Genomic DNA, 26,940 nt, shown 5'->3' with positions numbered 1-26,940 from the left:
CTATAAAATATTATAGCAATACGATGGATCTTGATGTATAATACACTCAATTTGATTCCCAAATTTCTTATTTATGACTTCTCTTAGTTTTTTTAATACTGGTTTTTCAGTGTAATAATGACCAGCATCTATTAAAATCAAATCTAACTCTTTAGCTAGCTGTGCATCATGATATTTTATATCTGAAGTCAAATATAAGTCAGCATTTTCTTTTTTTGCTTCAACTATAAAGTCACTCCCACTTCCTCCACATACAGCGACTCTTCTAATTTGTATATCTTTATTGCAATAAACGATTAGGTTTTCAGTTTCTAATCTTAATTTTATTATATCGGCAATTTCATTTAACGATAAAGGATCCACATCTCCAACTCTTCCATAACCGTATTGTTCATTTGGGTTTTCCAATTTAAAAATGTCTAAAGCTACTTCTTCATAAGGATGCGATTTTTTTACTTCGAAGATTGTTTTATGTAAAATTTCTTTTGTCACTATAGCTTCAATTCTTACTTCTTCTACTTCTTCAACTTTATTTAATTCCCCAATAAATGGATTGCTACCTTCAAGAGGCTTAAATCTACCTATTCCGATCGAAGAAAAACTACAATCACTATAATTACCTATAAATCCTGCTCCAGAAATGGATAATGCTTTTAATATTTGTTGTTCATGAGTTTTTGGAACATACACCACTATTTTATATAAATAATTGTCTATTGTTGGCTTTAAAACCCTTGTATTCTTAATTCCAATAAGATTTGCGAGGATGTCATTTACCCCGTCTATTGTCAAATCTAGATTAGTGTGCGCTGAATATACACTTATATTTGCTTTTATTAAATTTTCTATTAACTTTCCTTTTGTAGTCGATAAATCTATTGAAGAAGTTGCATTGAATAACAATGGATGATGAGTTATGATCAATTCGCATCTATTGTCAATAGCCTTTTTTATTGCTCCCTCAGTTAAATCTAATGATAATAATACCTTATTAACGTTATTTGACAAACTTCCAACTTGCAGTCCTGGATTGTCCCACTCTTCTGATAGGAACAAAGGAGCATAATTCTCAATTACATTTATAATATCTCCTACAAGCATTCTAACACCTCCTGATATTTTGCTAATTTCTTCTCCAAGTTGTATTTTCTTTCTTGTGCTTTAAGTGAATCGCAGTGTTTGTTTAAATCCGAAATAATCGAATGAGCTTGATTTATTTTTCTGTGAATAAATTCTTCTAGCAAGGGGTGTTTGTTTTGTATTAATTTCCTGCCAATTTCAAAATATATATCATCCGGTATCAATTCGAGTCCTCTTTTTGCATGAATGATTTCATAAATAAAGCCGTCTTCTGCAACTAAGTCTTCATCAATTATTTCAAATCCGTTCTGATTTAAAAATAGCCTTAACTCGGTTGATGCGACCATAGGTTGTAAAATAAAATCAATAAAACTATCTGCTTTCTTTAAGTCTTTACTTAATATATCTGCTATAAGAGTCCCACCCATTCCGGCAATTATCACTGTGTCTACTTCAAACGGTTTAATTGGTTCTAATCCATTTCCTACTCTCGTAATTATTTCCTCACCAATTAATAAATCTTGTCTAATGGCAGATATTGTTTTGTTAAGAGAATCTTTGCTGATATCTGTAGCAATGACTTGTTTCGATTTCCTGCTCTCTATTAATTTATAAGGCACATAGCCATGATCAGTGCCAATGTCTGCAACAATTGAATTATGAGGCACAAAATTAACAATTGATTGAAGTCTTTCTGATAATTTCATAATTACTCCTTTCAAAAATAAGATTCGTTAAACGAATCTTATTCTAAAAAATCTTTCAATTTTTTGCTTCTACTTGGGTGTCTTAATTTTCTCAATGCTTTTGCTTCAATTTGTCTAATTCGTTCTCTTGTCACATCAAATTCTTTCCCAACTTCTTCTAGTGTTCTAGCTCTACCGTCTTCTAACCCAAATCTAAGCTTTAATACTTTTTGTTCTCTAGGAGTCAAGCTATCTAATACTTCCATCAGCTGTTCCTTTAACATTGTAAATGTTGCTGCATCAGCAGGAGCAAGTATTTCTTCATCAGGTATGAAATCGCCCAAGTGGCTATCTTCTTCTTCCCCAATAGGAGTTTCTAAAGAAACTGGTTCTTGAGCAATTTTCATGATCTCTCTTACTTTGTCGACGTCCATTTCCATTTCTGCAGCAATTTCTTCAGGTGTTGGGTCTCTTCCTAGTTCCATAACCAATTGTCTTTGAATTCTAACTAATTTATTGATTGTTTCTACCATGTGTACTGGAATTCTTATAGTTCTTGCTTGATCTGCTATTGCTCTGGTAATAGCTTGTCTAATCCACCAAGTTGCATATGTGCTGAATTTAAAGCCTTTTTTATATTCGAATTTTTCAACAGCTTTCATTAATCCAAGATTTCCTTCTTGAATTAAGTCTAGAAAAAGCATTCCTCTACCTACATATTTTTTTGCAATGCTAACTACTAATCGTAGATTTGCTTCAGCAAGTTTTCTTTTTGCTTCTTCGTCGCCGTTCTCCATTCTTTTTGCAAGTTCTATTTCTTCCTCTGTTGTCAGTAATGGAATTTTCCCAATTTCTTTTAAATACATTCTAACTGGGTCATCGACGCTTACGCCTTTAGGTATTGATATATCTCCTTTTAAGTCCTCATCTGCTTCAATATCTGTTTCATCAACATCTGATATTAAATCATCCGGATCTTCAATTATCTCTATATCTTCTATTTCTTCTTTGTCACCAATTATGTCAATATTTAAATCTTCTAGTTTTTGGTAAAATTCATCGATTTCTTCTGGTTCGAGCTCTACACTTTCAAGGGTGTCCAATATTTCTTTATGCGTTAACATGCCTTTTTTCTTACCCTTTTGAATCAAGCTGTTTTCTGCCATTTGTTTATTCGTTAAATTATTTTTATTTTCTTTTACTTTTTCGTCCAACTTACTTCCTCCCCACTAGTGTTAATAAGAGCTATCTTCTTATTAAGTTTAGCTACTTCTATTGTAAGTTTAATAACTTCTTCTTTGTAATTATCGTCATTCTCAATTTCTTTTATTTTACTTATCAATTTATCACGTTGATTAATAATCATATTCAGCTCCAAGCTTTTTACAATGTCATTTATAAAATCATTTAAATTGCTAAAATCATATTCTATCTCTCTATAAAGAATGTTTTCTATCTGTGGTCTGAATTCAGTATAATCTATGAGATCTTCTAAAATAGCTTGCGGTGATATTTCTTTCCCCGCTATTACTCTATTTTTTAACGTGGAAAAGCATAGTCTGCAGTAAAAATCTTGAAAATACTCGTCATCAAGTCTCTCTGCTAATTTCCTAGATTCCTCGTTATCCAATAATAGTAAAGAAATCGCTTCTAACTCAGCTTTTGGATACGAAGATTTGTTGATTTTAGTATTTTTATTTGTCTGTTTTGTTTCTCTATGAATATTTATACCCATTTCTGATAATATTGCTTCTTTAGAAACATTGTATTTATTAGAATATTTTTGTAAATATATCTCTCTTGCTACGGGAGATTTAACTTCACTCAATATTTTGGCCATTTCTCTTATAAATTCGATTTTTTGAGTTTCTTTAGTAATGTCGAACTTTCTTTCAATTGTAAATACCTTAAATTCAACATAGGATAAAGCTTTTTCTACTGCTTTCTCAAATTCATCAATTCCATTTTCTTTGATAAAATCATCAGGGTCAGTTCCAGTTGGTAACATTATTACTTTTGGCTCTATGCCCGCTCTTATGAAAATATCAATTGCCTTTAAATTTGCCCTTTGACCTGCTTCATCAGAGTCATAACACAAGTATACATTAGAATTGTACTGTTTTATGAGTTTTGCTTGATTAATGGTAAATGCTGTTCCTAAGCTTGCAACAGCACAGGTAATCCCATTACTGTAAAGTGAAATTACATCCATGTAGCCTTCAACCAAAATTATTCTTTCTTTATTAGATGATTTAAGGTAATTATTTAAACCATATAAATGATTCCCTTTATTAAAAACTAGAGTATCAGGTGAATTTAAGTACTTAGGTAATGAATTATCTAAAACTCTTCCACCAAATCCAATAACCCTTGATTTAATATCATAGATTGGAAATATGATGCGATTTCTAAATCTATCAACATATCCATTGCCATTCTTCTTTCTACTTGCCAATCCAGCTCTGACAATTTCCTCTTCAGATATTCCATGCTCTTTAAGAAAATTGACTAATCCATCCCATGAATCATCGGCATATCCAATATAGAATTCTCTAGCTGTTTTTGCATTAACCTTTCTTTTAGATAGATATTCTAAAGCAATTTTGTTTTTAAACAGACTATTATAATAGAATTCGCAGCTTAATTTATTTATATCATATATTCTATTTTTTAAACTATTGTCAATGTTATTCTCTTTTATATCTATATCTATGTTATATTTTTCAGCTATGAATTTTACAGCTTCAATAAAGTCAAGGTTCTCCTTCTTCATTATAAAACCAATAATATCTCCGCCTTCTCCACAGCCAAAACAATGGTAGAGCTTTTTATTCGGCGAGACAGTGAAAGACGGAGTTTTTTCACTATGAAATGGGCATAACCCTACATAGTTAATGCCAGTCCTTTTTAGTTGAACATAACCCCCTATTAATTCAACAATATCTACTTCTTCTTTTATTTTTTCGACAACATTCTCTCCTAACTGTACCATTCTCTTATCACCATCTTCAAATTCTGTCCCATGCCTTTGGAACGAATAAGTCCATAAATGTATTCAATATGAATCTGTCAGTCATACCAGCTATATAATCACATATGATATCCTCTTTTGTTGCTGGTGTATCAGTATAAATTTTTTTAGTGTCTTCAGGCAATTTGTCAAAGTGATTTATAAAATAATTATATACTTGTTCAACGATATATTCAGCCTTGTCATCTTCTTTTTTAGCTTTTTTATTAAAATACACATTTTCAAACATGAATTGCCTTAAATTTTCCATTTGCATACTAATTGCATCACTCATTGATATTGAATTTCGGTTGTTGCTATTCTCTATTATGTCAGTTATTAAGGTGTTGATTCTCTTTCCATGTGTTTCACCTAACACACTTAAACATTCCTTTGGTAACATTTTTACGTTGATAACTTCTGCCCTAATTGCATCATCAATGTCATGATTAATATATGCAATCCTATCTGCATATTTTACTAATTGACCTTCCAATGTACTTGATAAATTTTCTCCAGAATGATTAATTATACCCTCTCTAACTTCAAAAGTCAAATTAAGTCCAGGCCTGTCTTCATGATATTCTAACAAATCTACGACTCTGAGACTTTGTAAATTGTGTTTAAATCCATTTGGATGTAAATTGTTTAATACTTTTTCACCTGTATGTCCAAATGGAGTATGCCCAAGATCATGTGCTAGAGAAATAGCTTCGACCAAATCCTCGTTGAGTCTCAGCGCTCTAGCAATTGTTCTTGCAATTTGTGAAACTTCAAGTGTATGTGTCAATCTTGTTCTATAGTGATCCCCTTCAGGCGCTATAAATACCTGAGTCTTATGTTTTAACCTACGAAATGCTTTAGAGTGAATTATTCTATCCCTATCTCTTTGAAATTCCATACGTATCTCACATTTTGCTTCTTCTTTTTGCCTGCCTTTAGTATCACTACTCAATTTAGCATAAGGAGATAGTCTTATTTTTTCTTCTTCTTCAGCTATTTGCCGTATGTTCATATTATTATCTCCATTCTTGTTATAATAAAACACATATTTAATATTCTATTTAAATTTTTTAATACCTTGTTTAATTTGAATGAAAAAGAGTGCTCTTATTGAACACTCTAGCCTAAACCTATGTCTTATATCTGTATAAGTGATAAATCACAAATATCCAATGATTTATCTCTAATCAACTTAATCAATGCCAATCTGTTGTTTCTTATATTATCATCATCTACCATAACCATTACATTGTCTAGATATCTATTTATTGGATCTGATAAATATCCTAATAAATCCAATGCTTTATCATACTCTTTTTTATTTATATATGTGTTTACTTTGTCTTCTATTTTGTTATAAGCATCATATAATTCTAACTCATCCACAGATAATAAATTTCTGACAACATTGGAAGAAGTAGCTTTTTGAGACAAAGCAGTCAATCTATCGAAGGATACTATAGTTTTTTGTGCTTCTTCTCCTTTTAACCAATTCACAATCTTCTCTGCTCGAATGACTATGTCATAAATGTTGTCTGTTCCAGTGCTAATTATAGCATCTACAACATCATGTTTAATTCTTTGCTCTGTTAACATGTTTTTAACTCTTGCCATGAAGAAATCAAATATCTCGCTTCTGACTTTATTGAAATCACATGCTAGGCTATTCTCTTCAATATAAATGTAAAGCGAGAAATCAATCATATCTTTTAAAGACACATTTAATTTCTTGTCTATAATTATATTTATTATTCCCAATGCTCCTCTTCTCAATGCAAAAGGATCTTGAGAACCAGTAGGTTGAATTCCAATTGCGAATAGGCCACAAATAGAATCCAATTTGTCAGCTATAGATAAAATTGCACCAGCAGTCGTAGTAGGTAAATTGTCTTGTGCAAATCGTGGTAAATATTGTTCAAAAATTGCTTGGCTAACTATCTTGTTCTCTCCAGATTTTTCAGCATATTCCATGCCCATTTTACCTTGAAGTTCAGTAAACTCAGTAACCATTTTAGTTACTAAATCAGCTTTTGAAAGGTAACTAGCTCGTAAAATATTTTTCTTAGTTTCCTCCCCAACTTCTAAGTAATCAGCTATTTTCCCTGAGAGTCTTTGAATCCTTATGGTTTTGTCATACATAGTGCCCAATTTTTCTTGGAAAGTTAGTCTCTTAAGTTTTTCAACATATGTTTCTAAAGGATACTTAATATCTTCATTGTAGAAAAACCTTGCATCCTCTAGCCTAGCTCCTAGTACTTTCTCGTTTCCTTTAATTACTGTGTCAATAAATCTATCATCACCATTGCGAATAGTGATAAAATATGGTAGTAGTCTGTTTTTATCATCTACGCAGGGGAAAAATCTCAAGTGATCTCTCATAGGAGTAACAACTACATCAAATGGCAAATTCAAATATTCATCCTTAATTCTCCCCATAATAGGAGTTGGATACTCCACTAAATTTGTTACTTCATTTAACAATTCATCATCTCTTAAAACATTCCCACCCTTTTCTCTTGCTAATCTTTGTGAATTGTACTTAATTGTATCTTTCCTTTCTTGAGGATCCACTATGACGTAATTTTGTCTCATCAGTTCTTTGTATTGTCCAATTTCTGTTATTACAATGTTTTGACTTCCTAAAAATCTATGACCTCTTGTTACATTTGAAACTGTGATGCCTTCAAAATCAAATTCCATGATTTCGTCATCAAGTAGAGATACAATCCACCTGATTGGTCTAGCAAATTTTATGTTCTTTCCTCCCCATCTCATAGACTTAGGGAAAGTGATATTTCTTATATTATTAGCAATATTATCTTTCAATACATCTTCTAATAGTCTGCCCTCATTGATTTTTTTTACAAATACATATTCTTCATTGTTCACTGTATCAAAGTAAATGTCTTCTAATTTTACATTTTGTCCCTTCATAAATCCTTCCAATGCTCTAGTCGGATTGTTATCTTGATCAAATGCTATGCGCTTGGCAGGTCCTTTTACAATAACCTCTTCACTTTCACCTCGTGATTCTAATCCTATTAGATCAATAGCTAGTCTTCTTGGTGATTGAAATGTTGAAATAGCTTCGTATTTTATTCTATTTTCATTCATGGTGTTTTCAAAATTATTTTTTAATTGAACAAGAGCGTCATCTATAAATCTAGCAGGGAGCTCTTCAACACCAATTTCTAAAAAATATCTTCTAGTCATTCATTTCACCTGCCTTTTGTAAAAGTGGAAATTCCATTTCTTCTCTTTGTTTTATATACATAGAAGCTATATTTTTAGCTAAGTTACGAACTCTAGCTATAAAGTTTGTTCTTTCAGATACAGATATTGCGCCTCTTGCGTCTAATACGTTGAAAGTATGAGAACATTTAAGCACATAGTCATAAGCTGGTAACACTAATCCTTGTTCTAATATCTTATTAGCTTCATTTTCATAAATATTAAAAAGATTATTCAAAACACTTATATCTGCTTTTTCAAAACTGTATACCGAATGCTCGTACTCAGCTTTTGCAAATATGTCCCTATAAGTGATGTTGTCATTCCATTTAATATCAAAGACATTGTCAACATCTTGTAAATACATGGCAATTCTCTCTAGTCCATAAGTGATCTCTCCGGATTCTAAATCACAATTTATACCTCCAACTTGCTGAAAATAAGTAAACTGTGTTATTTCCATACCATCAAGCCAGACTTCCCAGCCCAGTCCCCATGCTCCTAAAGTCGGTGCCTCCCAATTGTCTTCTACAAATCTTATATCATGTTTGATTGGATCAATACCAATAGCTTTCAAACTCTCAAGGTATAAATCTTGAATATTATCTGGACTAGGTTTTAATATTACTTGCAGTTGATGATGCTGATAAACTCTGTTTGGATTTTCTCCATATCTTGCATCAGCAGGTCTTCTGGAAGGTTCAACATAAACAACCCTCCAAGGTTCTGGACCTAAAGCTCTCAAGAAAGTATGAGGATTCATCGTCCCTGCACCTTTTTCAACATCGTATGGTTCCATTATCAAGCAGCCCTTTTCCCCCCAAAAATTCAAAAGTTTTAACATAAGCTCTTGGAAATTCATATTAGTCCCCCTAATATTTAATTTTATTATAAATAACAAAAACCTTCCTGTCCCAGTAGGGACGAAAGGTTACTTCCGCGGTTCCACCCTAGTTGATGCAAAAGCACCCACTTGTAGTACATATACTCAAAAGCTCCAATCTAATAATCTACATGCCTAGTTTCCACCAATCTAAGCTCTCTATAAATAAGATTAAAAGACCTTCTTTATCATTGCATATCTATATTCATAACTTATTTTAATCTACCAAATTTTCTTTTATATGTCAAGTTATAGAATTTTCAAATAAATCTTTTAAAATGTTCCAAGACTTTATTTCTCTTATATCTAGCTTGGTCTGAATGTATTTATAAACTAAGTTATGCAATTTATACTTGTCTTCACTGTTAACAGTATAATTAGACAATTCATTGAAAGGTAAACTTATATACCTTGACATCTTGTTAACATGCTTATAGTCAATGTACTTGCTTTCCTTAGTTTTACAATTTGAACACAATATACCGCCTTGTTCAATATCGAAATACCAGCTATTAGAATTATTTGTATGGCAATCCATGCAATTTACTAAATATGGTTTGTAACCAATTAAGCTTATCAATTTTAACTCAAACCCGAGAACTAAATCTATATAATCAACTTCTCTGCCTTCTAGATTATTTAGCGCGACTATTAACATATTATAAATTTTTATATTTATTTCTTCCTCTGGAATAGATTTATCTACCAAATCAAGAAAATAGAAACCAACTGCCATTTTTTCAATGGATTCTCTTAGAAAGTAATGAGAATTAATCAAATCAGCGCTTATAATATAATAGAAATTTCTTCCTTTCTTCAAAATGAATTCACTTGTTGAAAACACTTCTGAGTATGCAAGAGCTTTAGAATTTGGCTTCATGACTCCTTGAGCCATGATATTAATCTTTCCAAACCTTTGAGTCAAAACGGTTAATATTTTACTATTTTCTTTAAATCTAGATGATTTAATAACTATTCCTTCAGTTTTTAATGTTTCTTCCATATTAATCCTTCTTCTAGCTAAGCTTATAACCAAAATATTTAACTTTATCTACTTTGTCTCTCCAATTTTTCTCAACTTTAACCCAGATTTTAAGATTTACTTTAGTATCCATTAGCTTTTCGATGTCACTTCTTGCTTCAGTACCTATTTTTTTAAGCATTTTCCCGTTTTTCCCAATTATCATGCCTTTGTGAGATTCTTTTTCACAGTATAAATTAACATATACATCTAAGAGATTTTTACCTTCTCTTTCTTTAATTTCTTGTACTTCTACATATATACCATGTGGAATTTCTTCCTCAAGATTATTAAGAGCTTTCTCTCTAACTATTTCAGCAATTATCATTCTTTCGGGTTGATCAGTTATCATATCATCTGGATAATATTGAGGCCCTTCAGGCAATAGCTTTTTTAACGCATTTATATATAAATCTACATTCTTATTTTGTATGGCAGATATTGGTATTATATCTTCAAACATGTTCATAGCTTCATATTTATTAATTAGATAATCAATCTCTTCTTTTGTTAGCTGATCGATTTTATTTATAAGCAGGATTATAGGAGTTTTAACATCTTTTAATTGTTCGATAATTCCTTTGTCTTGTTTTCCTATTTCCATGCTATTGTCAACCATAAAAGTCACAACATCAACTTCATCTAATGTTGATTTCGAAACTTTTAACATGTATTCTCCTAAGATATTTTTTGGGGTCTGAATTCCAGGTGTATCAAGGAAAACAATTTGAACATCTTCTTCAGTGTATACTAATTGTATTTTATTTCTAGTTGTTTGAGGTTTATCAGAAATTATGGATATTTTTTCTCCAATTATCTGATTTAGCAATGTTGATTTTCCTACATTTGGTCTGCCAATAACTGTTACAAAACCTGACTTATACATCTTTCTCTTCCTCTTTTATCAAGTTTTCAGGTCCAAAACTATTTGGCAACAAATCATTTAGATTGTATTTTTTATAGGCTTCTTCATTATTAGCAATTATTATCTCTGAATCTTTGCCGAATTCTCTAATTACTTGTCTGCATACTCCACATGGATATGTGTAATGCGAATCTCCCACAATAGCTATTTTGGTTATCTTTCTGTGCCCATCAGAAACAGCTTTTGCAATAGCTGTCCTCTCAGCACATATTGTTGGTGAATAAGATGCGTTTTCTATATTGCAACCAGTGTAGACACTTCCATCTTCAGTTATTAGGGCTGCACCAACTTTGAATTTTGAATATGGCACATAAGCATTTTCTTTGGCTTCCATCGCCAACTTTATTAATTCTCTATCGTTCATTATGTTCTCTCCTTATTTATTTGTATATAAATTGAAATATCATTATGCCTACTAAAGTTCCTATCAAAGCGCCAAAAACAACCTCTCTGGTAGAATGTATCCCCCCTTCTACTCTACTCTCAGCCACTAAAAAAGCTAGTCCATAGGATAATGTTATGGTAAGCAAATTATCAATAAGAGTTGAAAGAATCGTAGCAATTAAAAAAGCAATGGCACTGTGTCCACTAACTACACCACCTTGAAAAGGTGTCCCCTTTTTTCTATAAAATCTGCTCTTTAACCCAATAACTATGAGAACAACTATGAGTAATGCTATAAAAGTTAAATAGACAGGAGAATTCTTTATCCTCTGCAACACAATGTCTTTAAAAGGATTCAATCTATCAAAAAAGAGAAGGTAACCTACAATTACGGAATTGATACTAGCTATGAGAACTGCTCCTGCAGATATGTCTTTAATTACTCTCGCATACGGATGATATTCAAGTGTTATCATATCGACAGTTTTCTCAATGGCTGTATTGAACAATTCTGAAACCAAAACTAAAGTTATGGCAAAAATGAGAATTAAAAACTCCATCTTTGAAAAGTTAAGCATTAAGCTCAAGACTAAAACTATTATAGCTATTGTATAATGGATCTTCATGTTTCTTTCCATTTTTATAGTTGCAATAATTCCATTGACAGCATAGTTAAAACTTTCAATTAGCCTTTTTAAATTCAAATTAATCACCTTCGCCAGTTCTAAATATACCTATCTCTCTTAAAGCACTTTTTTCTTTTTCTCTCATAATTTGTTTATCCTCATCATTCATATGATCATATCCTAGTAGATGAAACATGCTATGCACGGTGAGATATATAATTTCCCTCAATATGCTATGTCCAAAATCCATAGCTTGCTCTATTGCTTTATCAGTTGATATTACAATATCTCCTAAAATATAATGATCAGTGTTATGATCGTAATCATCTAGTGGAAATGACAAAACATCAGTTGGTTTATCTAAATTCCTATACTCTTTATTTAAACTTTGAATTTCGTCATTATCAACAAAGGAAATGCTAACTTCGTAGTTCAAAGACCTTTTTTCTATTTGTAGGCATGTCCTTATCGCTTTATTTATTGCAGACTCAATTTCTTCGTCAATGTCAATTTTTCTTTGTCTATTATCTATTAGTACTCTCATACCTATTCCTCCAATGTCGTCTGATACTCTATTCTTTGATGATAGACTCCTCTAAAGTAGCTAATAAAGATTTCCTGTATGATGAGCAAATCTCTTACAGTAAGATGAGATTCATTAAGTTGCTCGTCATCCAATTTTGTTTTAACAATGTTCTTAATTGTTTTAGCAATCATTTCTTCATCTAGTTTGTTTATGCTTCTAATAGCTGCTTCACAAGAGTCAGCAAGCATCACAATAGCAGTTTCTTTTGTCTGTGGTTTCTTCCCCTTATACCTAAACCTATCTTGTGGAAGGCTTGACCCTTCTTCTTTAGCTTTATTGTAAAAATATGCAACTAATGTTGTGCCATGGTGTTGGTCAATAAAGTCTATTAGCTCATTTGGAAGTTTATATTCATGGGCTAAATGAATGCCATCATCTCTATGAGATGTTATAATATCAACGCTTTGTAGTAAATCAAGCTTATCATGCGGATTTTCTATGCCAAATTGATTTTCTTTAAACATTAGAGGCCTTTTTATTTTACCAATGTCATGATAATACGATCCAACTCTCGCAAGCAATGAATTAGCTCCAATAGCTTCACATGCTGTTTCCGATAAATTTCCTACCAAAATACTGTGCTGATAAGTTCCTGGAGCTTCTATAGCAAGTCGCTTCAATAATGGTTGGTTAGGATTTGAAAGTTCTATCAATCTAAAGGAAGTTAAAATTCCAAAAAGTTTCTCCCACATTGGCAAAGAGCCTAGAGCTATTATTGAAGAAATCAATCCTCCAAGAAATAACTCTACAATTGCAATTCTATAATCTAATTTACCATAATAGCCAGACAAAATAAACAGTGTGTACAAGATTATTCCAAAAATCCCAATTTGCATTCCGCATAAAATTAGATTGTTGCGCTGTACGGTTTCTTTTGTAAGCAATATTGCGGCACTTATACTAATCACTGATATTATTAAACTTACAGTATTCCCATGCAACAATATATTCAATATTAAATACATAAAGCAGTTTGAAGCTATAGCAATTTTATGATCTAGTAATTGAGATATTAAAATCGAACCAAATGAAAAAGTTACAATAAATAAAGCATAGTCCCTAAGAAAAAAACTAATAATTATGTTAATGCCCATTATTATAAATAACAATGCCAAATCGTTTCTCTTTAAAATTATTTCCTTAGCATAATTATATAAATAATATATGAATACAGATGTCAAAATTAAAATCAATAAGCTTATTCCAACTTTATTGATAATATTATTTCGCAAACCATTATTTAACTCATAAAATGTTTGGAGATTTTGATATCTAATTGCAAGCGCAATCATAGATATTAAAAACAATGATATGAATATAGCATTTAATTTATATCTATATATATAATTTATAAAATCATTTGCTTTTAGTTCTTTTCTATTCATAATATCTACCCTTATTGTTGATTGTCAACTCTCTCATATGCTTCAATAATCTTTTGTACTAATGGATGTCTTACGATATCTGCGCTTGTTAAATTTATAAATTCTATTCCTGATATGCCCTTTAATATTTTAGATACTGTGACTAAACCAGACTGTTTTCCTTTAGCTAAATCTATTTGTGTTACATCTCCTGTTATAATGGCTTTAGACCCAAATCCAAGCCTAGTTAAAAACATCTTCATTTGCTCATTTGTTGTATTTTGTGCTTCGTCTAATATTACATAAGAAGAATTTAAAGTTCTACCTCTCATATAAGCTAAAGGGGCAACCTCAATAAGCCCTTTCTCGAATAGTCTGAAGAAATTTTCCGAACCTAAAATATCAAAAAGCGCATCGTATATTGGCCTTAAATATGGATCTACTTTTTCTTGCAAATCCCCAGGCAAAAATCCTAGATTTTCTCCTGCTTCTACAGCAGGCCTTGTTAGTATAATTCTGTTGACTTCCTTGTTTTTAAAAGCTTGAACAGCCATAGCCATTGCTAAATAAGTTTTTCCTGTCCCAGCAGGTCCTATCCCAAATACTATATCATTTTTCCTTAAAGCATCGACATATCTTTTTTGTCCAATAGTTTTAGGCATTATACTCTTGCCTTGAGCACTAATAGTCACAACATCATTCATTATATCTAAAGAATTAGAGTCATCGCTGTTTTTTAATATATTTATAGAATAAACAATATCTTGATAAGATAAAAATTTCTGCTTTTTTATTATATCAATTAAATAATTTAATAAATTATAAGCAGATGACGCATTTTCTTTATCTCCTTGAATGACTATTTCATCGTTTAATAAATGAATGTTGACATTAAACTTGTTTTGTACTAGCTCAATGTTCTTATCTAAATTACCAAATAAGTTTTTTACAATATTTTCATCTTCTACCGTAATACTTAATGTTTCTTTATTACTTGACAATATTTTACCTCCTACATAAATCGAATATATATTTATCATAGCATAATAATCAACTGTTTTCTATGTTATTTTAGAGCGCAATGAAATAAGAGCTTCATCAGAAGCTCTTATTTCATTTTTTACATTTTGGTTTGCTAATTATCTCTGAAAAGATTATTCCTTTTAATATGTCTGTTTTTAATCCAGAATAACCATTTGAATCTCTTAATTCATCATAACTAAAATAATCTTTCTCAAAGGCATCTATTTCATAATCACTTTCAGAATAGAGTTCAGTTTCCCATTCAGCTAATTTTTGTTCAAGCGAATTGTCAATTTCCTTATAATTAGGTTCAGAACTTGATTTAGATCTGTAAATAGAAGGTTTATTCTCTTTGTAATTTGTTTGTGCTTCTTTTTTTTCATTCCTATAATATTTATTGTCAAATTGTTGCATTTCTTTCTTTTTGTTTTCTTCAACTTTCTTTTTTTCAGAATAGCTTCTACCCAGCACAAAAAGTAATATAGCAACAACTAAATTAAATATTGAACTGCCAATGTCTATTATTGGATCCAAATTATCACATCCTATTTGTCTTTCTTAGGTTCATTTTCGCCCGTTAATTTAGAAATAGAGGATCTCATATCAGTATCAGCCAATAGGTTTTTCATATTGTAGTAATCCATTACTCCCAGATTTCCTTCTCTTAATGCCTGAGCTATTGCTAATGGCACCTGTGCCTCAGCCTCAACTAGTTTTGCATTCATCGCTTGTACTTCTGCTTTCATTTCTTGCTCTCTAGCAACAGCCATAGCTCTTCTTTCTTCAGCTTTAGCTTGTGCAATTTTCTTATCTGCCTCTGCTTGGTCCATTTGAAGTTTTGCTCCAATATTTCTTCCTACATCAACATCTGCTATATCAATAGAAAGTATCTCAAATGCAGTCCCTGCATCCAACCCCTTTTGTAGAACTGTATAAGATATACTATCAGGGTTTTCTAACACTGCTTTATGAGTGTCAGAACTACCGACTGTTGTTACAATTCCTTCTCCAACTCTGGCTATTATAGTTTCTTCACCAGCGCCACCAACTAATCTTTCAATATTTGCTCTTACAGTTACTCTAGCAATAACTATTACTTCAATACCGTCTTTTGCTACAGCAGCAATTTTAGGAGTTTCTATAACTTTTGGATTAACACTCACTTGTACAGCTTCCAGAACATTTCTACCTGCTAAATCTATCGCTGCAGCTCTTTCAAAGTCGAGTGGAATATTTGCTCTTTGCGCTGCTATTAAAGCATCTACCAAAGTGTTTACATTACCGCCTGCTAAATAATGAGCTTCAAGCTCATCTATATCTATATTTAATCCGCCTTTAGTGGCCTTTATCATTGGATTAACTATTCTATTTGGTGCGACCCGTCTAAGTCTCATGCCTATTAAAGTTGATATTTTTACTTTGACACCTGAGAAAAAAGCAGTTATCCATAACCCTACAGGCACAAATGTAAAAAATAAAATAAGCAATATAATTATAACAACTGCTAATAATATGGTTCCTATCATTCTATTTCCTCCTAATAATTATTTTTGACCCTTCTACTCTAGTAACAATAATTTCTGTATCTTTTGAAATAAATCCTTCATCAGATATAGTATCTACTTTTTCATTTTCTATCATACTAAAACCTGATGGCCTATGATCTGTTATTGTTCTCCCATCTTTACCTGTCATATAAGATCTATCCGTATTACTTAGATAACCTTTATTGGTCACTAGCTTACTATTAAGAATTACTTTTCTGAACAATTTACTGTTGTATCCTTTCCGCACAAGTCCAATTCCTATAAATGTCGAAATTATTATTGCTATACTTAAAGACATTATAGCATATTCAAGATTATCCATAGCTAAAACTACGCCAACTAATATTATTATTATTCCTGATATGCCCGGCAATCCAAAACCCGGCGCTAGGGCTTCAATACCTAATAATATTAGCCCAATTATAAACAAAACTATCTCTGTCCAGCCAGAATTTCCTGCTAGTATGTTGCCTCCAAAGTATAATCCAAATCCAATTAACGATATTGCCGCACCTATGCCAAAACCTGGAGTAAATAATTCGATTACTAATCCAAGGAAGCCTAACGTAAGTAATAACGAACTAACAAGTGGACTTGATATCAATTTTGAAAATTGAATTTGCATACTTTCATCTACCATCTCAATATTAGAGTAATTTATTCCGAAATTTTCTAACATTTCATTATAATCGGATGAAATGAGTTCGCAAACACCATAGTCGTGTGCTTCAATCGCTGTAAGACTCAATAATTTGCCTTTTTCAATTACTCCCGGTATTGCAATATCTTTGTCTGCCATAGCTTCAATATATAACGGATCAATTCCTCTAAATTGTGCAGTGTCTCTCAACACAGATCTCCACATTGACAAAGTTTTTTCATCATTAGGTATGGTTTCTGCAGCTCCGATTACTGATGTTTCAGACATTACTACATGATCAGAAGCTATTGTTACAAGTACACCCGCAGACAAAGCTTTGTTGTTCACAAAGGATATAGTTGGTATATTTGATTCAATAATAGCATCCTTTATCTTAATTGCTGCATCCACCAAGCCTCCATAAGTGTCAATTTCAAATATTATAGCTGCAGCTCCATCCTTATTCAATTTTTCAATTTGATTTTCAACAAAATTGAATGTGGCATTATTGATTTCGCCTTTAATTGGTACGACATATACGTTTCCCTTGCTATTCATGTCTGCTGAATATGTAATTTGAATAGTAATTGTTAACATTAAAATTAGAGCAAAGATTATTCTTATACGTCTTTTCATTCAATCACCTCCCTCCAAACCAACTGTTTTAGTTATACCCATTATTTTGTTATTCACACAAAAATAACCTGAGTTTTCTCAGGTTATTCTAATAGCTCTTTTACAGCTTTATTCACTAGGCTTCCATCTGCTTTCCCTTTTACTTTTGGCATAACTTCCTTCATAATTCTACCTATGTCTTTGGATGTAACTTCACCCATATCGTCAATAGTATCTTTAACAATTCTCTTAACTTCTTCATAAGACAATTGCTCAGGTAGGTATTCCAAAAGAATTTTCATCTCTGCTTCTGTAAGCTCTACTAAATCTTCTCTATTTCCTTTTCTAAAGTCTTCTATTACCATTTTCTTTTCTTTTAATTGTTTTGATATAATGTCCAAAATTTCTTCATCACTAAGTTCTTTTCTTTCGTCTACTTCTTTTTGTTTTATCGCAGCTCTAACCATAGTAATAGTGTTTTTCCTGATAGTGTCTTTATTCTTCATGGAATTTTTCATATCATCCATAAGCTTATCTTTTAGAGACATTCTTTACACCTTCTTACTAATATCTAGCACTTTTCTTTCTTCTTGCTGCTTCAGATTTTTTCTTCCTTTTTACACTTGGTTTTTCGTAATGTTCTCTTTTCCTTACTTCTCCAATGACGCCTGATCTAGCACATTGTCTCTTAAATCTTTTAAGAGCATTATCAAGAGATTCATTTTCACCAACTTTGATTTCTGTCATAGACCCTTCCCTCCCCTCTTAACTACAAGAGTGATATAACACTATTTAACTATGATTTGACACTACCTCATTATACATCATAAATAACTTATTTTCAACTGTTTTTAACCTGGTGGCCACAACATTTGTCTTTTACCCAGAACATGAAAATGAATATGATCTACAGTCTGTCCCCCTAAATCTCCGCAATTATTGACAACTCTATATCCTTCATCTAGGCCAAATTCTTTAGCTAATTTGGGAATTAGTTTTGTTATATGTGTAATATAGACTAAATCAGGTTCTTCTAAATAATTCAAGGATTTAATATGTTTTTTGGGTATTATCAGAAAATGCACTGGCGCCTGTGGATTTATGTCATTTATTGCAATAACCAATTCATCCTCATAAACTATATCACTAGGTAATTCCTTGTTTATAATACTACAAAACAAACAATCCACTCTATCTCACCTCCTCGTAATTAAATAGCCATAATTTTATCATCTAAAATTTCTTTAAGTGTTACCTTCTTAATTTGACCTACTAAGTCGCTTTCAGACTTCTTAAAAACTCTAACATAGTTGGTTGTATACCCTTCATAGAGGCCTTCTCCCTGAAATTTGGATTCAAATAGTACATCAGCTTTACATCCTATCAACTTTTTGTTAAAGTCTTTCATCATACTATCGCTTACATCAATTAGAATTTTGCTTCTCTCTTCTTTTATACTGCTTGGCACTTGATCTTTCATGCTGTAGGCTTTTGTCCCCTTCCTTGGAGAAAATTTAAATACATGGATTTTCGAAAAGCCAATCTTCTGAACAAATTCTAGCGTCTGTTTAAATTCTTCATCAGTCTCTCCGGGAAACCCGACTATAACATCAGTCGTAATTCCAGCATTTGGAAAATACTTTCTGATTAAATCAACTTTCTCGTAATACTCAATAGTATTATACTTTCTGTTCATTCTGCTTAGCACTGTGTCGCTTCCACTTTGAAGAGATAAATGAAAGTGATCACATACTTTTTTAGTATTATAAGCTATCTTCATAAATTCTTCATCTATTATATTAGGTTCAATTGAACTTAATCTAATTCGCTGAATTCCTTCTATAAAGCTCAAATTGTAAATAAGCTTTTTTAAATCTATAGCTTCCAAATCTTTTCCATATGATGCAATGTGTATGCCTGTCAATACGATTTCTTTAAATCCATTTTTAGCAAGTTTTTTTACTTCTCTTTCTACTTCTAAGTATTCCCTGCTTCTTACCGGCCCTCTGGCATATGGTATAATACAATAACTACAGTATTGATTGCATCCATCTTGAACCTTTAGATATGCTCTAGTCTTTGACTCAATTGTATTTATTTTTATTTCTTCAAATGATCTGAGTTGATTAGATGTAATAACTTTGTTTATTTTCTCTCCAGTGTTTTTAGATTCTTCACAAAGTTCAACTATCATATTTCTATTGTTTGTTCCGATTATTACATCTACTCCTTCAATATTCTCTACTTCCTCAGGAGACACTTGAGAATAACATCCCACAACTGCTACTAGACAGTCTGGGTTGATTTTTTTTGCCTTTCTAATAAATTGTCTTGATTTTCTATCCGACATATTTGTAACAGTGCAAGTATTTATTACATAAATATCCGCGAAATCTTCCTCACTTACAATTGTATAACCTTTATTTTTAAATAATTCCATCATTGCTTCAGTTTCATACTGGTTAACTTTGCAACCTAATGTATGAAATGTTACCCTATCCATTTAATCACTCCTAAATCATGTGCTTCATGTAATAAAATCGTCGAAATCACAATGCCTGCTGTTTCTGTTCTTAGTATTCTTTGCCCTAACGAAACGATTATAGAATCTATTTTCTTTAGTTCTTGTATCTCTTGTTCGGTAAATCCTCCTTCAGGCCCAATAAAAATATTTACTTCTTCTGAACTAATATACTTTTCTCTCGTCGAGTGTAAATCTTCATAATGTTCATTTTCATATGGAACAATTGTTGTTTTACCCATAAATTGATTCAAAGCATCTCTAAAGTCTATGATTGAATTCACTTTTGGCACTATGTCTCTTTTTGACTGTTTCGCTGCTTCATATACTATGCTTTGCCAACGTGTGATTTTTTTTAATTCCTTACTTATATCATCTACTTTTACTATAGTTCTGGTAGTAATAACTGGAGTAAATGATACTACGCCTATTTCTGTACATTTTTGTAAAATCAATTCCATTTTAGTTGATTTTGGAATCGACTGATATAAATTTATTTTTAATTTTGGTTCATTACTTATACTTTCATATTGAATTACATTTAGTAAAACTAAGTTTGTATCAAAATTATCAATGCAGCAAATATATTTTACATTATCAGAAACTATCTCAACTTTATCCCCAATATTCATCCTTAATACATCTCTGATATGTTTTGCATCTTTTCCTCTTATTGTTATTAAATTGTCCTCTGGTTTTTCATCAATGAAAAATCTATGCATCTTATCTCCTCTTTGCTACTATGCAAATCCAATCATTAGTATTGTTAATCTCCAATATGTCAAAGGAATTTCTATTCAGTGCATTAATAACAATATCCTTCTTTTTATCTATAATTCCAGAGCAAATAAAAATTCCATCACCAGTTAAATACTTATTCAAATCATTGATTACATCTGCTACTATTTCAGCAACTATATTCATCACTATAACATCAGCTTTGTCAGTTATCTGTGATAATAAGTCACCATGCCTTATTTCTACAATGTCACTTACATTATTATTTAATATATTCTTCTTGGCAACTTCGACGCTCGTCATATCTAAATCTATACCAATGACTTCTTTTGCTCCTAATTTTGCCGCAATTATACTCAAGATTCCACTCCCGCAGCCTATGTCAAAGACTTTTTTCCCCTTTACACCAAGTTTTTCAAGAGCTTGTGCACACATATATGTAGTCTCATGGGTGCCTGTACCAAAAGCCATCCCTGGATCCAACTCGATAACAATATCGCTAGCCTTGGACAAATAGTTCTCCCACGTGGGTTTTATTATAATATTTTCACCAATTCTCATTGTATTAAAAAAAGCTTTCCAGTTATCTTCCCATTCACTTTCATCTACGACATTTATTGATAATGAGCCAATATTTTCATCTACTATTCTGTTGTTTAAAGTAGTTTTAATTAAATCTATATCATCTACTTCAGAGAAATACGCTTTAATAATTATATCTTCACAAATTGTTTCCTGCAAGGTCTCATCAATAAAATCCCATTTATCCTTTTGTTCAATGATTTCATTAATAACACCTCTATCAACAATTTCAAGACCTTTAGCGCCAATATCATATAAGATATATGTAATTAAATCTTCATTTTTTCTATTGGTACTAATTAGAAATTCATACCACTTCATTTTAACACTCCTAGCAAGTTATTTAATCAATAATATTATACCCTATGATAATAAAATTTGCTATATATGAAACAACAACCACTTTTGTGGTTGTTAGTGAAATACATCTTTGACTTTGTCAAAAAATCTCTTTTTTGTAGGAGCGCTGTATTTTTCACCTAACTCCTTAGATAAATCGAGTAACATTTTCTTTTGCTTATCATTTAAGTTAGTAGGAATTACAATCTCAACAGTAAAGTATAAATCTCCTCTTCCTGTGCCTTTTACATTAGGTACTCCTTTGTTCTTTAATTTAAATGTCGAATTAGACTTCGTTCCTTCAGGTAAACTGTAGTTTTCAATACCATCCAATGTGGGAATTTCTATCTCTGCCCCTAATGTCGCTTGAGTGAATGTTATAGGTATAATGACGAATAAGTCATTGCCTTCTCTTTTAAATACATCATCTTCTTTTACTGAAATGTAAACATATAGATCACCTCTTGGTGCACCTTTTTCACCAATGTTGCCTTCACCTCTTAAAGTAATTACATTCCCGTTATCTACACCAGCAGGTATATCTATAGTTATTTTCTTTGATTTTAACTCTTTTCCAGTGCCATGACAATGATCACATTTCTCTTCGATTATCTCTCCGCTTCCATTACATTCGTCACATGGCATAACTCTTACAAATCTTCCAAATGGAGTTTGCTGATTATACCTCAACTCACCAGTTCCCTTACATTTTGTACAAGTTGTTTTGCTTGTTCCCGGCTTTGCTCCTGTGCCATTACATACATGACATTCTTCCATTCTCTTTACAGAAATTTCTTTTTTTGCTCCAAAAACTGCTTCTTTAAATTCTAATCTTAAATCATATCTTAAATCTGTACCTCTCTCTGGGCCTCTCTTTTTATTATTGAAACCTCTTGAAAATCCGCCTCCAAAAATATCAAACAAATCATCGAATATATCTCCAAATCCTCCAAAATCAGCCCCTTGCTGATTCACTCCAGCATGCCCATATCTATCATATCTAGCTCTTTTTTCATCATCGCTTAATACTTCATAAGCCTCATTTACCTCTTTAAATTTTTGTTCAGCCTCACTATCGTTTGGATTTAAATCAGGATGATATTTCTTAGCAAGTCTTCTATACGATCTTTTGATTTCTTCTTGCGAGGCTTCTTTCGTAACTTCTAATATCTCATAGTAATCTCTCACAGTCATACACCAGCTCCTATCCCTATCTTAAAATTTTGAGTCAAAGCTAATATATATTAGCTTTGACTCTTAAATTTTAATTAGTCTTCATCGACAACTTCATAATCTGCATCTTCTACATCATCGGACTTTTTGCCTTCATCTGCCCCACCTTGTTGATATTGCACATTTTCATATAATTTTTGTGATATAGCTTGGAATTCGTTAGTTAACTCTTCTGTCTTTCTCTTGATGTCGTCTATGTCATCACCCTCAAGAGCTTTTTTGAGTGAATCCAGTTTGTCTGTAACTTTTTTCTTTTCATCATCTGATATCTTGCCTTCAAGATCTTTCAGTATCTTTTCTGTTTGATATACCATTGAGTCTGCATTGTTTCTAATTTCAATTCTTTCTTTTTTCTTTCTATCTTCTTCAGCAAATCTCTCAGCTTCTTTTATTTTCTTTTGAATTTCTTCTTCACTTAAATTTGCAGAAGATGTTATTGTAATTTTTTGTTCTTTTCCTGTACCTAAATCTTTTGCACTTACATTTACTATTCCGTTTGCATCAATATCAAATGTAACTTCTATTTGAGGCACTCCTCTTGGAGCAGGTGGTATACCAGTTAATTGGAATCTACCCAAAGTTGTGTTGTCACTAGCCATTTGTCTTTCCCCTTGAACTACATGAATGTCTACTGAAGTTTGATTGTCTGACGCTGTTGTAAATATTTGAGACTTTCTAGTTGGTATTGTGGTGTTTCTCTCAATCAACTTAGTTGTAACACCGCCTAATGTCTCAATTCCCAATGACAATGGTGTTACATCTAGCAATAATAAATCTTTAACTTCTCCGCTTAAAATTCCGCCTTGAATAGCAGCACCAATTGCAACACATTCATCAGGGTTTATATCTTTTTGTGGATCTCTTCCAATTATCTTCTTAACAGCTTCTTGTACAGCTGGAACTCTCGTAGACCCACCAACTAAAAGCACCTTTTCGATCTCACTAGCTTCTAACCCTGCATCTTTAAGTGCTTGTCGTACAGGCTCTATCGTCATTTCAATTAAATCAGCAATTAATTCTTCAAATTTCGCTCTAGTAATGTCCATATTTAGATGTAATGGTCCTTCACTAGTCGCTGTAATAAATGGCAGATTTATATTTGTTGACTTAGTGGTAGATAACTCTTTCTTAGCTTTCTCTGCAGCATCTTTCAATCTTTGTAAAGCCATTTTGTCATTTCTTAGATCTATGCCGTGCTCTTTTTTAAATTGTTCTGCTATATAGTCTACTAATCTATTGTCAAAATCGTCTCCACCTAGCCTATTATTTCCTCTAGTAGCTAATACTTCAAATACTCCATCGCCTACTTCTAGTATTGAAATATCGAAAGTACCTCCACCTAAATCGTATACCATTATCTTATGTTGACCATGTTCTTTATCAAGTCCATAAGCTAATGCTGCTGCAGTAGGTTCGTTGATAATTCTTTTTACATTTAATCCTGCTATTTTACCTGCATCTTTTGTAGCTTGTCTTTGGCTGTCTGTAAAATATGCTGGAACTGTTATAACCGCTTCAGTTATAGTTTCGCCAAGATAACTTTCAGCATCAGCTTTTAGTTTTTGCAATATCATTGCCGAAATTTCTTCAGGTGTATACTCTTTTCCATCTATTTTAACTTTATAATCAGTTCCCATATGTCTTTTTATTGATTGTATTGTCCTATCGGGATTTGTGATAGCTTGTCTTTTAGCAGTTTCTCCTACTAATCTTTCTCCATCTTTCGTAAATGCAACTACAGATGGTGTGGTTCTATTTCCTTCTGAATTAGGAATTATTATTGGTTCTCCACCTTCCATAACTGCTACGGCAGAGTTAGTTGTTCCTAAGTCAATTCCAATTATCTTACTCATAATATCTCCTCCTTTATTTTGATACTATTACCATAGATGGTCTAACTACCTTGTCTTCCATTAAATACCCTTTTTGATAAACTTCTATTACTGTTCCTGCTTCTTCTTTAGAATCGACTGTTGAAATCGCGTGATGAACATTTGGATCGAATTTCTCCCCAAGTGCTTTTATTTCCTTTATATTGTACTTTTCTAATAAATCATAAAGTTGATCTTTAATCATTTCTATCCCTTTATAAAAGCTATCTTCTTTATTAGTAGCAGAATCAAGTGCTCTTTCAAAATTATCTATTATAGGAAGTAAATCTGTTATTACAGCTTGTATTCCAAAGTTTACAGATTCTTCTTTTTCCTTTTCTGTCCTTTTTTTATAGTTCAAGAAATCTGCTTGCAACCTCATTATTTTATTATTCAAATCATTAATTTCTTCTTCTTTTTGGCGCAACAATTCTTTTGTATTATTTATGTCATCTACCCCCTTAAAATCTTCCTCAGATTTTCCTTCATTATTTAAATCAGAAATAGTATTTTCTACATCATTATTCTGCTGTATATTTTCTTCGGGTGTTTTATTTTGATCAACCATAATTATCACCTCTCGTTTCCACTGAAATAATCGTTCAAAATATCAGTAATGCTTTCAGAAAATACCCAAATAGTCTTTATTAGTTCAATATAATTCATTCTTTTAGGTCCAATAATCCCTATCTTTCCAGCAATTTCTCCGTCGCTATTATATGTGGCTGTTATAACACTTAATTCCTTCATAGAGTCATGATTGTTTTCTTCACCAATCTTTACGTCTATCTCTTCTAACTTATTGTTGGTAAGTGCAGAGATAAGTTTTTCTTTATCCTCTAAGACCGAAAGAACTTCTTTCGCTTTGTCTATATCTCTATATTCAGGAAACTCCAAAATATTTGTTATACCTTCTGCATATACTTTCATGCCTTCGGTGTCATCAATAGAATCAAAGAGTATCGGCAACAGTCTCTTTAACTCATTTTTATATTCAAAATAATCATCTAATATTCCATTGCCAATCTCATTAGCTAACTCTCTAAATGTCTTATTCTTTAACCTTTTAGACAGATAATTGCTTATATAAACAAGATTTTCTTCAGATATATTATTGTCTGTATTAATTATCGACTTCTTAATAAGCCCAGCTTCGTTAACCATGATCGCAAGAATTTGATTCTCATCCATTGGCAGCAATTGTATATGCTTTATCTTGGTTTCTTTAATTTGAGGTGATAATGCCACAGCAGTGTATTTTGTCAATTGAGCAAGTATCTTTGCTAAGTCGTCTATGAGTTGGTCGATTTCCTTGTATTCCTTTTTTAAAAAGCTCTTAATCTGGTCTTTTCTAGCCAAATCCAGTTGTAGGATACTATTGTTAAAAAAGTTGTCAACATAAAATCTATACGCTTTGTCTGATGGAACTCTTCCAGAAGAAGTATGCGTTTTATTAAGATACCCTAAATCTTCTAAATCAGACATCTCATTTCTTATAGTTGCAGAACTTACCCCTAGGTCATAAAATTTTGTAATTGTTCTAGACCCTATGGGTTCTCCTGTGATTATATAACTATCTATAACTGCTAATAGGACTTTTAACTTCCTTTCATCCAACATAAAATCACCTCTAACCTTTGGATGATTGTTAGCACTCTTACTTATTGAGTGCTAATTCTATATATAGACTACCATCTTATTCAATGTTTGTCAAGTATTTTTGTATTAAATGTATAAATATTCTATGATAATGTCATATTAAATTTAATCTGATAAAATGTCAGTATGAGAGAGGAGATTTTTAATATGACCCAAAAGGAAATAACAAGACTTAGGGTTATTAACCAAACTATTGATGGAGTATTAACTATTCGTGAAGCTGCTGAACTTTTAAACCTAAGTGAACGCCAAGTATTAAGGTTAAAGAAAGGAGTTGTAGAACAAGGACCTGCGTTCATTATACACAAAAATCGAGGTAGAAAGCCTAAGCATGCTATTGCGGATGATATTAAATCTTTAATTGTTGAACTTA

At 31.8% G+C, this 26,940-nt stretch carries 28 protein-coding genes; 1 reads left to right on the top strand and 27 read right to left on the bottom strand.

Going from position 1 to position 26,940, the window contains the following annotated elements:
• The 27 genes from BO51_RS00895 to hrcA all read right to left on the bottom strand — a co-directional run bounded on the left by BO51_RS00895 (position 1) and on the right by hrcA (position 26,528).
• Positions 1 to 1,101, bottom strand: a complete 1,101-nt coding sequence (locus BO51_RS00895) for a Nif3-like dinuclear metal center hexameric protein (RefSeq protein ID WP_496483118.1) — start codon at positions 1,099 to 1,101, stop codon at positions 1 to 3.
• The gene (locus BO51_RS00890; RefSeq protein WP_496483117.1) at positions 1,092 to 1,787 is read right to left on the bottom strand and encodes a tRNA (adenine(22)-N(1))-methyltransferase; all 696 of its coding nucleotides are present in this window, start codon (positions 1,785 to 1,787) and stop codon (positions 1,092 to 1,094) included. Before BO51_RS00890 ends, BO51_RS00895 begins: the two co-directional genes overlap by 10 nt.
• A 38-nt stretch (positions 1,788 to 1,825) precedes the next feature.
• Positions 1,826 to 2,980 carry an RNA polymerase sigma factor RpoD gene (gene rpoD, locus BO51_RS00885; RefSeq protein WP_496483116.1) on the bottom strand — a complete coding sequence of 385 codons (1,155 nt, stop codon included), beginning with the start codon at positions 2,978 to 2,980 and terminating at the stop codon, positions 1,826 to 1,828.
• Positions 2,965 to 4,758 carry a DNA primase gene (gene dnaG, locus BO51_RS00880; protein ID WP_496483115.1) on the bottom strand — a complete coding sequence of 598 codons (1,794 nt, stop codon included), beginning with the start codon at positions 4,756 to 4,758 and terminating at the stop codon, positions 2,965 to 2,967. Before dnaG ends, rpoD begins: the two co-directional genes overlap by 16 nt.
• Before the next feature lie 16 nt (positions 4,759 to 4,774).
• The gene (locus BO51_RS00875) at positions 4,775 to 5,791 is read right to left on the bottom strand and encodes a deoxyguanosinetriphosphate triphosphohydrolase (RefSeq protein ID WP_496483114.1); all 1,017 of its coding nucleotides are present in this window, start codon (positions 5,789 to 5,791) and stop codon (positions 4,775 to 4,777) included.
• A 125-nt stretch (positions 5,792 to 5,916) separates the two neighbouring features.
• Positions 5,917 to 7,992 (bottom strand): glycine--tRNA ligase subunit beta, encoded by a 2,076-nt coding sequence (gene glyS / locus BO51_RS00870; RefSeq protein WP_496483113.1) that lies wholly within the window; start codon positions 7,990 to 7,992, stop codon positions 5,917 to 5,919.
• Positions 7,985 to 8,872: a glycine--tRNA ligase subunit alpha gene (glyQ, locus tag BO51_RS00865; protein WP_496483112.1), complete on the bottom strand. Its 888-nt coding sequence runs from the start codon at positions 8,870 to 8,872 to the stop codon at positions 7,985 to 7,987. The genes glyS and glyQ overlap by 8 nt, the downstream gene beginning before the upstream one ends.
• Positions 8,873 to 9,137: 265 nt before the next feature.
• Positions 9,138 to 9,896, bottom strand: coding sequence for a DNA repair protein RecO (gene recO / locus BO51_RS00860; protein ID WP_496483111.1), 759 nt, complete (start codon positions 9,894 to 9,896; stop codon positions 9,138 to 9,140).
• 13 nt (positions 9,897 to 9,909) lie between these two features.
• A complete protein-coding gene (gene era / locus BO51_RS00855; protein WP_496483110.1) occupies positions 9,910 to 10,800 on the bottom strand; it encodes a GTPase Era in 891 nt (296 codons plus the stop codon).
• Positions 10,793 to 11,203, bottom strand: a complete 411-nt coding sequence (locus tag BO51_RS00850) for a cytidine deaminase (RefSeq protein WP_496483109.1) — start codon at positions 11,201 to 11,203, stop codon at positions 10,793 to 10,795. Before BO51_RS00850 ends, era begins: the two co-directional genes overlap by 8 nt.
• 16 nt (positions 11,204 to 11,219) lie before the next feature.
• Positions 11,220 to 11,927 carry a diacylglycerol kinase gene (locus tag BO51_RS00845; protein ID WP_496483108.1) on the bottom strand — a complete coding sequence of 236 codons (708 nt, stop codon included), beginning with the start codon at positions 11,925 to 11,927 and terminating at the stop codon, positions 11,220 to 11,222.
• Position 11,928: 1 nt separating this feature from the next.
• Positions 11,929 to 12,393 carry an rRNA maturation RNase YbeY gene (gene ybeY / locus BO51_RS00840; protein ID WP_496483107.1) on the bottom strand — a complete coding sequence of 155 codons (465 nt, stop codon included), beginning with the start codon at positions 12,391 to 12,393 and terminating at the stop codon, positions 11,929 to 11,931.
• Between the two features lie 2 nt (positions 12,394 to 12,395).
• Positions 12,396 to 13,820: an HD family phosphohydrolase gene (locus BO51_RS00835; protein WP_496483106.1), complete on the bottom strand. Its 1,425-nt coding sequence runs from the start codon at positions 13,818 to 13,820 to the stop codon at positions 12,396 to 12,398.
• Positions 13,821 to 13,831: 11 nt separating this feature from the next.
• Positions 13,832 to 14,800: a PhoH family protein gene (locus BO51_RS00830; RefSeq protein ID WP_496483105.1), complete on the bottom strand. Its 969-nt coding sequence runs from the start codon at positions 14,798 to 14,800 to the stop codon at positions 13,832 to 13,834.
• Positions 14,801 to 14,912: 112 nt separating this feature from the next.
• Entirely contained in the window at positions 14,913 to 15,356 is a 444-nt protein-coding gene (locus BO51_RS00825) for a hypothetical protein (RefSeq protein ID WP_496483104.1), read from the bottom strand.
• An 11-nt stretch (positions 15,357 to 15,367) separates the two neighbouring features.
• Entirely contained in the window at positions 15,368 to 16,348 is a 981-nt protein-coding gene (gene floA / locus BO51_RS00820; protein WP_496483103.1) for a flotillin-like protein FloA, read from the bottom strand.
• A 1-nt stretch (position 16,349) separates the two neighbouring features.
• Complete coding sequence (locus tag BO51_RS00815; RefSeq protein ID WP_496483102.1) at positions 16,350 to 17,645, bottom strand: NfeD family protein; 1,296 nt, start codon at positions 17,643 to 17,645, stop codon at positions 16,350 to 16,352.
• An 83-nt stretch (positions 17,646 to 17,728) separates the two neighbouring features.
• Entirely contained in the window at positions 17,729 to 18,172 is a 444-nt protein-coding gene (locus tag BO51_RS00810) for a GatB/YqeY domain-containing protein (protein ID WP_496483101.1), read from the bottom strand.
• A 16-nt stretch (positions 18,173 to 18,188) separates the two neighbouring features.
• Positions 18,189 to 18,371: a 30S ribosomal protein S21 gene (rpsU, locus tag BO51_RS00805; RefSeq protein WP_135271125.1), complete on the bottom strand. Its 183-nt coding sequence runs from the start codon at positions 18,369 to 18,371 to the stop codon at positions 18,189 to 18,191.
• 104 nt (positions 18,372 to 18,475) lie between these two features.
• Positions 18,476 to 18,814, bottom strand: a complete 339-nt coding sequence (locus tag BO51_RS00800; protein ID WP_496483100.1) for a histidine triad nucleotide-binding protein — start codon at positions 18,812 to 18,814, stop codon at positions 18,476 to 18,478.
• A gap of 20 nt (positions 18,815 to 18,834) precedes the next feature.
• Positions 18,835 to 20,127 carry a tRNA (N(6)-L-threonylcarbamoyladenosine(37)-C(2))-methylthiotransferase MtaB gene (gene mtaB, locus BO51_RS00795; RefSeq protein ID WP_496483099.1) on the bottom strand — a complete coding sequence of 431 codons (1,293 nt, stop codon included), beginning with the start codon at positions 20,125 to 20,127 and terminating at the stop codon, positions 18,835 to 18,837.
• The gene (locus tag BO51_RS00790) at positions 20,115 to 20,867 is read right to left on the bottom strand and encodes an RsmE family RNA methyltransferase (protein WP_496483098.1); all 753 of its coding nucleotides are present in this window, start codon (positions 20,865 to 20,867) and stop codon (positions 20,115 to 20,117) included. The genes mtaB and BO51_RS00790 overlap by 13 nt, the downstream gene beginning before the upstream one ends.
• 1 nt (position 20,868) lies before the next feature.
• The gene (gene prmA, locus BO51_RS00785; protein ID WP_496483097.1) at positions 20,869 to 21,786 is read right to left on the bottom strand and encodes a 50S ribosomal protein L11 methyltransferase; all 918 of its coding nucleotides are present in this window, start codon (positions 21,784 to 21,786) and stop codon (positions 20,869 to 20,871) included.
• A gap of 93 nt (positions 21,787 to 21,879) precedes the next feature.
• Positions 21,880 to 22,998, bottom strand: a complete 1,119-nt coding sequence (dnaJ, locus tag BO51_RS00780) for a molecular chaperone DnaJ (RefSeq protein ID WP_496483096.1) — start codon at positions 22,996 to 22,998, stop codon at positions 21,880 to 21,882.
• Positions 22,999 to 23,072: 74 nt separating this feature from the next.
• Positions 23,073 to 24,890 (bottom strand): molecular chaperone DnaK, encoded by a 1,818-nt coding sequence (dnaK, locus tag BO51_RS00775; protein ID WP_496483095.1) that lies wholly within the window; start codon positions 24,888 to 24,890, stop codon positions 23,073 to 23,075.
• 13 nt (positions 24,891 to 24,903) lie between these two features.
• The gene (gene grpE, locus BO51_RS00770; RefSeq protein WP_496483094.1) at positions 24,904 to 25,476 is read right to left on the bottom strand and encodes a nucleotide exchange factor GrpE; all 573 of its coding nucleotides are present in this window, start codon (positions 25,474 to 25,476) and stop codon (positions 24,904 to 24,906) included.
• 5 nt (positions 25,477 to 25,481) lie between these two features.
• Positions 25,482 to 26,528: a heat-inducible transcriptional repressor HrcA gene (gene hrcA, locus BO51_RS00765; protein WP_496483093.1), complete on the bottom strand. Its 1,047-nt coding sequence runs from the start codon at positions 26,526 to 26,528 to the stop codon at positions 25,482 to 25,484.
• Positions 26,529 to 26,714: 186 nt separating this feature from the next.
• Between hrcA and BO51_RS00760 the strand changes: the two genes are divergently transcribed.
• Positions 26,715 to 26,940: helix-turn-helix domain-containing protein (locus BO51_RS00760; protein WP_496483092.1), on the top strand; the 226-nt coding region annotated here is incomplete at its 3' end.

This window comes from Soehngenia saccharolytica DSM 12858 (assembly GCF_059568515.1).
This window is presented reverse-complemented; position numbering and strand designations above follow the sequence as displayed.

Bases quoted from the DNA above. Each gene is read 5' to 3' on its own strand.
- BO51_RS00895 (WP_496483118.1), bottom strand. From the start codon at position 1,101: ATGCTTGTAGGAGATATTATAAATGTAATTGAGAATTATGCTCCTTTG.
- BO51_RS00890 (WP_496483117.1), bottom strand. From the start codon at position 1,787: ATGAAATTATCAGAAAGACTTCAATCAATTGTTAATTTTGTGCCTCAT.
- dnaG (WP_496483115.1), bottom strand. From the start codon at position 4,758: ATGGTACAGTTAGGAGAGAATGTTGTCGAAAAAATAAAAGAAGAAGTA.
- BO51_RS00875 (WP_496483114.1), bottom strand. From the start codon at position 5,791: ATGAACATACGGCAAATAGCTGAAGAAGAAGAAAAAATAAGACTATCT.
- glyS (WP_496483113.1), bottom strand. From the start codon at position 7,992: ATGACTAGAAGATATTTTTTAGAAATTGGTGTTGAAGAGCTCCCTGCT.
- glyQ (WP_496483112.1), bottom strand. From the start codon at position 8,872: ATGAATTTCCAAGAGCTTATGTTAAAACTTTTGAATTTTTGGGGGGAA.
- recO (WP_496483111.1), bottom strand. From the start codon at position 9,896: ATGGAAGAAACATTAAAAACTGAAGGAATAGTTATTAAATCATCTAGA.
- era (WP_496483110.1), bottom strand. From the start codon at position 10,800: ATGTATAAGTCAGGTTTTGTAACAGTTATTGGCAGACCAAATGTAGGA.
- BO51_RS00850 (WP_496483109.1), bottom strand. From the start codon at position 11,203: ATGAACGATAGAGAATTAATAAAGTTGGCGATGGAAGCCAAAGAAAAT.
- ybeY (WP_496483107.1), bottom strand. From the start codon at position 12,393: ATGAGAGTACTAATAGATAATAGACAAAGAAAAATTGACATTGACGAA.
- BO51_RS00835 (WP_496483106.1), bottom strand. From the start codon at position 13,820: ATGAATAGAAAAGAACTAAAAGCAAATGATTTTATAAATTATATATAT.
- floA (WP_496483103.1), bottom strand. From the start codon at position 16,348: ATGATAGGAACCATATTATTAGCAGTTGTTATAATTATATTGCTTATT.
- BO51_RS00815 (WP_496483102.1), bottom strand. From the start codon at position 17,645: ATGAAAAGACGTATAAGAATAATCTTTGCTCTAATTTTAATGTTAACA.
- BO51_RS00810 (WP_496483101.1), bottom strand. From the start codon at position 18,172: ATGTCTCTAAAAGATAAGCTTATGGATGATATGAAAAATTCCATGAAG.
- rpsU (WP_135271125.1), bottom strand. From the start codon at position 18,371: ATGACAGAAATCAAAGTTGGTGAAAATGAATCTCTTGATAATGCTCTT.
- mtaB (WP_496483099.1), bottom strand. From the start codon at position 20,127: ATGGATAGGGTAACATTTCATACATTAGGTTGCAAAGTTAACCAGTAT.
- BO51_RS00790 (WP_496483098.1), bottom strand. From the start codon at position 20,867: ATGCATAGATTTTTCATTGATGAAAAACCAGAGGACAATTTAATAACA.
- prmA (WP_496483097.1), bottom strand. From the start codon at position 21,786: ATGAAGTGGTATGAATTTCTAATTAGTACCAATAGAAAAAATGAAGAT.
- dnaJ (WP_496483096.1), bottom strand. From the start codon at position 22,998: ATGACTGTGAGAGATTACTATGAGATATTAGAAGTTACGAAAGAAGCC.
- dnaK (WP_496483095.1), bottom strand. From the start codon at position 24,890: ATGAGTAAGATAATTGGAATTGACTTAGGAACAACTAACTCTGCCGTA.
- grpE (WP_496483094.1), bottom strand. From the start codon at position 25,476: ATGGTTGATCAAAATAAAACACCCGAAGAAAATATACAGCAGAATAAT.
- hrcA (WP_496483093.1), bottom strand. From the start codon at position 26,528: ATGTTGGATGAAAGGAAGTTAAAAGTCCTATTAGCAGTTATAGATAGT.